The organism is Geminicoccus flavidas (assembly GCF_009806515.1).
Lineage (GTDB): Bacteria > Pseudomonadota > Alphaproteobacteria > Geminicoccales > Geminicoccaceae > Geminicoccus > Geminicoccus flavidus.
The window spans coordinates 1-5,138 of sequence record NZ_WUJP01000358.1; the positions used below are offsets into that span (position 1 = coordinate 1).

A 5,138-nucleotide genomic window follows, 5' to 3' on the forward strand; every position below is an offset into this window, starting at 1 on the left:
CGGCCATGCCACCGCCAAGTACTTCGTCAAGCAGGGCTGGCGCGCAGTGACCTGCTCGCGCGACGCGGTGCCGCCGCAATGCGGCCGGGGCGAGCGGCACATGCATATCTGCGCCGACCTGGCCGATCTGTCCAAGCTGCCTGAGGTGGTGGCGGAGCTAGAGGATCTGCTCGACGGTGGGCCGATCCATGCCCTGGTCAACAATGCCGGCTATTCGCCGAAAGGCGTGGACGGCCACCGCCTGGGTGCTTTGGAGAGCGACCTGGACGTGTTCCAGAAGGTGTTTGCGATCAACTTCTTCTCCTGCGCCTGGTTCGCGCGGGAGATGGCGCCAAAACTCGCCGAGACTAATGGTGCGATCGTCAACATCACCTCCATCGCCGGCAGCCGGGTCCACCCGTTCGCCGGCACCGCCTATGCGACCTCCAAGGCGGCGCTCACGGCGCTCACCCGCGAGCTGGCCGCCGACCTCGCCCATCTGCGCATCCGCGTGAACGCAGTCAGCCCCGGCGAGATCAACACCGCGATCCTCTCGCCCGGCACCGAGGCCCTGGTGGAGCGGATCCCGATGCGGCGGCTGGGCTCGCCCGAGGAGGTAGCCGCGGTGGTCCACTATCTCTGTAGCGACCAAGTCTCCTACATCACCGGGGCCGAGATCCCGGTGAATGGCGGCCAGGACGTCTACTGAAGCCCGGCCAGCCGCCGATTGCGCGCCACCGCGCCCGTGCCTGCCAGGAGCAGGGCGGCCAGCACCAAGCCCAGCACGACCAGCAGGGGCTGATCCGGCAGGATGGCGCCGCTTGCCTGGAGCGGGCCCGGCATGCTGCCGAATGCCAGGAAGGCCGCGATGCTGCCGAGCAGGGCCCCGGGCAGGCCCGCCGCGACAATCAACAGGATCACCAGACGACCCATCCGTGTCTCCCCCGAGACCCGGTTGCACCAGAGGTTGAGCCTTAACAGATTTCGGCATGCGTTGGAACGTTTCCAACAGCCTGTCCCCGCTCCGGTCCGATCGCGGGGCCGGGGGACCCGACGCCTTCCGCGGCAGGCGGCATCGTAGGTTTCAGTGCAATTTTATGTAAGTTTCCGAACAGTTTAGCACAGAATGTTATTGTTGCCGGGGGTGCGGGGCTACGTTAACCGGGAAGGCGAATGGCGGCTTGATCCCTCGCCCGCCGCCCCACCGGAGCGGGAAGCCCATGCAACGACGCGGCTCGGAACCGAGGTTCCGTGTGCTGCTGGTGAGCGATCACCAGCAGGAGCCGGTAGAGGTCGGTCGGCTCCTGCGGCGCTCAGGCCTGGCGACCGCCTGCCTCGAACATACCGCCACCCTCGCCGACGCAGTCGGCCGGCTGGCCGACCAGGTGATCGGTGCGGTGCTGCTCGACCTCTGCACTGCCGATGCCGAAGGGCTGTGCGGCCTGGTCCGCCTCCAGTCGATCGCACCCGGCCTGCCGATCCTGGTCTATGCCGGGCCGCACGACGCCTCGCCGCTCGACCAGGCCCATGCCGTGACCTGCCTGCAGCGGGCAGCGCGCAAGCGCGAGCAGGACCGCCGCTTGGCGCATGTCGCCACCCATGACCGGCTCACCGGTCTGGCCAATCGTTGGCTGCTGGAAGAGCGGCTGAAGCGCGCGATCGCCCAGGCCCGGCGCAGTGGCCAAGCCGGCTGCGTCTATTTCTTCGACCTGGACGACTTCAAGGCAGTGAACGACCGGCTGGGGCACGAGGCCGGCGACCACCTGCTGCAGTCGTTCGGCAACCGCCTGCTGCGCTCGCTGCGCGCCACCGACACGGTGGCGCGACTGGGCGGCGACGAGTTCGTGGTGGTGATGGACCGGATCGGCGACCGCACCAATGGCGAGCGGATCCGGACCCGGCTGCAGCGGCTCCTGTCCCTGCCGCACGCCATTCCCGGCCACGAGGTCCAGACCAGCGCCAGCATCGGCATGGCGCTGTTTCCCGACGAGGGCAGCGACCTGGACGCCCTACTGCGCGTGTCCGACCGGGCGATGTACCGCGACAAGCAGCGCCACGCCGTTCAGCTCGGCTCGTAGCGATCCACCCCGTCAGGATCGGCGACCCGCCGCACCTGTTCGCTCGCCACTAGCCGGTTCAGATGCGCCAGGGTCTCGCCCAGGGCGAAGCCGAGCTGGTGAATGTCCAGTGCCCGCGGGAACAGGAGGGCCGTTGCCTCCCAAGCGCTGGGCCGCTGCCGGCAGGCGGCGAGCGTCGCGTGCAGCCGCTCCGCGTGGTGAGCCTTGAGCTGCGCGATCCGCTCGTGCAGGCCGATGAAGGGCAGCTTGTGCGAGGGCAGCACCAGGGTCTCGGGGTCGAGTCCCGCATAGCGATCCAGCGAGCGGAGGAAGCCGCCCAGCGGATCGGCCGCCGGCTCGGAGGGCCAGACCGCGACGTTCGGCGAGATCCGCGGCAGGATCTGGTCGGCGGCGATCAGCAGGCGTCGCTCGTCGGCAAAGAGCGTTACCTGCTCCGGGCTGTGCCCTGTCCCGACGATCACTTCGAAGCGGCTGCCGCCCAGCCGGATCGCCTGGCCGGCGTGGAGCCGGGTGAAGCGGTAGGGCAGCGGATCGACGCCGCGCCGGTAGTAGTTGCCGCGCTCGGCGCGCCGGGCCCGCAACTCCTCCGGCACGCCGCAGGCCTGGTCGAACCGGCGGCCGCTCTCGACGAACGCCTCGCTGGTATCCGCGGCCAGCATCCGGGCGGTCAGCCACTCGGTCCGGCTCATCAGCAGCTCCGCCCCGGTCTGCGCCACCAGGGAGCCGACATTGCCGGCATGGTCGGGGTGGAAATGGGTCGCCAGCACGCGGCGGACCGGCCGGCCCGCCAGGAACCCGGCGGCCAGGCGCTGCCACACGGCCTTGGTCGGCGCGTCGCCCAACCCCGTGTCCACCAGCGTCCAGCCATCGCCATCATCGACGATCCACAGGTTCACATGGTCCAGCGCGAAGGGCAGCTTCAGGCGCAGCCAGAAGATCCCTTCCGCGACCAGGGCCGGCTCACCGGCCTCGGGCACCGCCATCGGAAAACGCACGACCTCTCCCCCTGAGCTGCACCGTCGCTCGTCCGGCCCGGGCGGTTCCGCTATCTGAAGCTGAACCACCATCGCGGCATGCCCGAGCAGCAGGATCCAGGACATGACCAGTAGCGCCGACACCCCAGCCGCACCGGCCGACCTCGTCCGCCGGCTGATGCGCGAGCGGCCCACCGTGGCGCTGGGCACCATGCTGCCGGACGGCGCGCCCTATGTCTCGCTGGCCCTGGTGGCCCTGGCGCATGACGCGAGCCCGCTCCTGCTCCTCTCGCGCCTGGCTGAGCACACGCGCAACCTCGACACCGACCCGCGCATTTCGCTCCTGTTCGACGGCACGGCGGGCCTGGCCTCGCCGCTCACCGGACCGCGCGCGAGCGTCCAGGGGATTGCTGCCCGCAGCGACGACGAACTGCTCGCCCAGCGCTTCGTCCAGCGCCATCCGGACGCCGCGACCTATGCGGGCTTTGCCGATTTCGGCCTGTTCCGCGTGACGGTGCAGCGCGCCCATCTGGTTGCGGGCTTCGGCCGGATCCACTGGGTGGAAGGAGCCGACCTGCTGCTCGACACGACACCCCACCACGCATTGGCCACAGCCGAGGCCGGCATCCTCCGCCACATGAACGAGGACCATGCCGATGCGGTGGACCTCTATGCGGCAGCGCTGAGCGGCAGTGGCGCCGGTTGGGCGCTCACTGGGGTGGACCCGGAAGGGGCGGATCTGCGCCGGGGTGGCCAGGTGCTGCGCCTCCCCTTTCCCCGCCCCGTCGGCGATGCCGGCAGTGCCCGGGAGGCGCTGGTCGACGCGGTCCGCCGCGCGCGCGACGGCACCCTCGCGGCTGGCTGAGCCGCCCGGCTCAGAGCAGCGCCAGCACCTCGTGACTGCCTTCCCAGGTCATCTTGAGCGCCACGAACAGGATGATCAGCAGGCCGACCCAGGCCAGCCAGCGATGGCGCTCCATCCAGCGTGCGATGAAGTTGGCGGCCACGCCCATGAGCGCGATCGACAGGACCAGGCCGAAGATCAGGGCCGGCAGATGATCCTTCGCCACGCCGGCCACCGCCAGCACGTTGTCCAGCGACATCGACACGTCGGCCACGGCGATCTGGAACGCGGCTGCGCCGAAGGTCTTGCGCCCGACCGGCACGTCGCCGGGATCGACCTGGTCGGCATGGGGTCCTTCGCGGAGCTCCCGGTACATCTTGTAGGAGACCCAGAGCAGCAGGAGGCCGCCGGCGAGCAGCAGGCCCACAATCTGCAGGAGCTGCACGGCGACCAGGGCGAAGGCCACCCGGAAGACCAGGGCCAGCACCACGCCCAGGAGGATCGCGCGGCGCTTCTGCACCTCGGGCAGGCCCGAGGCGAGCTGCCCGACTACCACCGCGTTGTCGCCAGCAAGCGCGATGTCGATCAGGACGATCGTGAAGAAGACGTAGAATTCGGCGAGAAGGCTCTCTGGCATGGGCGCTCCGTGGCTGACGCCGGGGCGATTAGCAGATCCAGCCGGCGGGGCCAGTTGAAAACCGCTCATCTGTCGCTCTTGACCCGCAAGGTGCGGGCGCGGCAGATCGCCCGATCATGACCACCCGTTCACCTGCCAGCCTCACGCTCGTCCTGGGCGGCGCCCGCTCGGGCAAGAGTCGCTATGCCGAGGCGCTCTGCCTCGAAGGCGGCTGTGAGCCGGTCTATCTGGCGACCTCCCAGCCGCTCGATGCCGAGATGGCGGCGCGGGTGGCACGGCACCGGGCGGAGCGCGACCGGCGCTGGCGCACGGTCGAGGAGCCGCTCATGCTGGCCGAGCGGCTGGCGGAGCTGGCGGCACCCGGGCGCATCGTACTGGTGGAATGCCTGACCTTGTGGCTCACCAACCTCATGATGGCCGAGCGCGACGTGGCGGCGGCGTCGGCAGGGCTCGTCCGGCTGCTGCCGGGGCTGGCGGGGCCGGTCGTCATGGTGTCCAACGAGGTCGGCCAGGGGATCGTGCCGACAAATGCCATGGCGCGTGAATTTGTCGATCATGCGGGCCGGCTGCACCAGGCGATCGCCCGGGCAGCGGACCGGGTGGTGCTGTTGGTGGCCGGGCTGCCG

7 protein-coding genes are annotated in these 5,138 nt (G+C 70.0%); 4 read left to right on the top strand and 3 right to left on the bottom strand.

From position 1 onward, the window contains the following. Positions 1 to 688, top strand: a 688-nt coding sequence (locus EQG76_RS10035) for an SDR family NAD(P)-dependent oxidoreductase (protein WP_159712966.1), incomplete at its 5' end; no start/stop codon positions are given. Here EQG76_RS10035 and EQG76_RS10040 read toward each other — a convergent pair. Then, a complete protein-coding gene (locus EQG76_RS10040) occupies positions 682 to 912 on the bottom strand; it encodes a hypothetical protein (RefSeq protein WP_159712968.1) in 231 nt (76 codons plus the stop codon). The genes EQG76_RS10035 and EQG76_RS10040 overlap by 7 nt on opposite strands. 329 nt (positions 913 to 1,241) lie before the next feature. Here EQG76_RS10040 and EQG76_RS10045 point away from each other — a divergent pair, with 329 nt between their 5' ends. After that, positions 1,242 to 2,057: a GGDEF domain-containing protein gene (locus tag EQG76_RS10045; protein ID WP_159712978.1), complete on the top strand. Its 816-nt coding sequence runs from the start codon at positions 1,242 to 1,244 to the stop codon at positions 2,055 to 2,057. Here EQG76_RS10045 and EQG76_RS10050 read toward each other — a convergent pair. Further along, the gene (locus EQG76_RS10050; protein ID WP_235031295.1) at positions 2,042 to 3,052 is read right to left on the bottom strand and encodes an MBL fold metallo-hydrolase; all 1,011 of its coding nucleotides are present in this window, start codon (positions 3,050 to 3,052) and stop codon (positions 2,042 to 2,044) included. The genes EQG76_RS10045 and EQG76_RS10050 overlap by 16 nt on opposite strands. 103 nt (positions 3,053 to 3,155) lie before the next feature. On the opposite strand from EQG76_RS10050, the gene EQG76_RS10055 reads away from it, so the two are divergent. After that, the gene (locus tag EQG76_RS10055) at positions 3,156 to 3,896 is read left to right on the top strand and encodes a HugZ family pyridoxamine 5'-phosphate oxidase (protein WP_159712980.1); all 741 of its coding nucleotides are present in this window, start codon (positions 3,156 to 3,158) and stop codon (positions 3,894 to 3,896) included. Between the two features lie 10 nt (positions 3,897 to 3,906). Here EQG76_RS10055 and EQG76_RS10060 read toward each other — a convergent pair whose 3' ends face one another. Further along, the gene (locus tag EQG76_RS10060; RefSeq protein ID WP_159712982.1) at positions 3,907 to 4,512 is read right to left on the bottom strand and encodes a YjbE family putative metal transport protein; all 606 of its coding nucleotides are present in this window, start codon (positions 4,510 to 4,512) and stop codon (positions 3,907 to 3,909) included. Between the two features lie 116 nt (positions 4,513 to 4,628). Here EQG76_RS10060 and cobU point away from each other — a divergent pair. Further along, on the top strand, positions 4,629 to 5,138 hold a 510-nt coding region (gene cobU / locus EQG76_RS10065), incomplete at its 3' end, for a bifunctional adenosylcobinamide kinase/adenosylcobinamide-phosphate guanylyltransferase (RefSeq protein WP_159712984.1).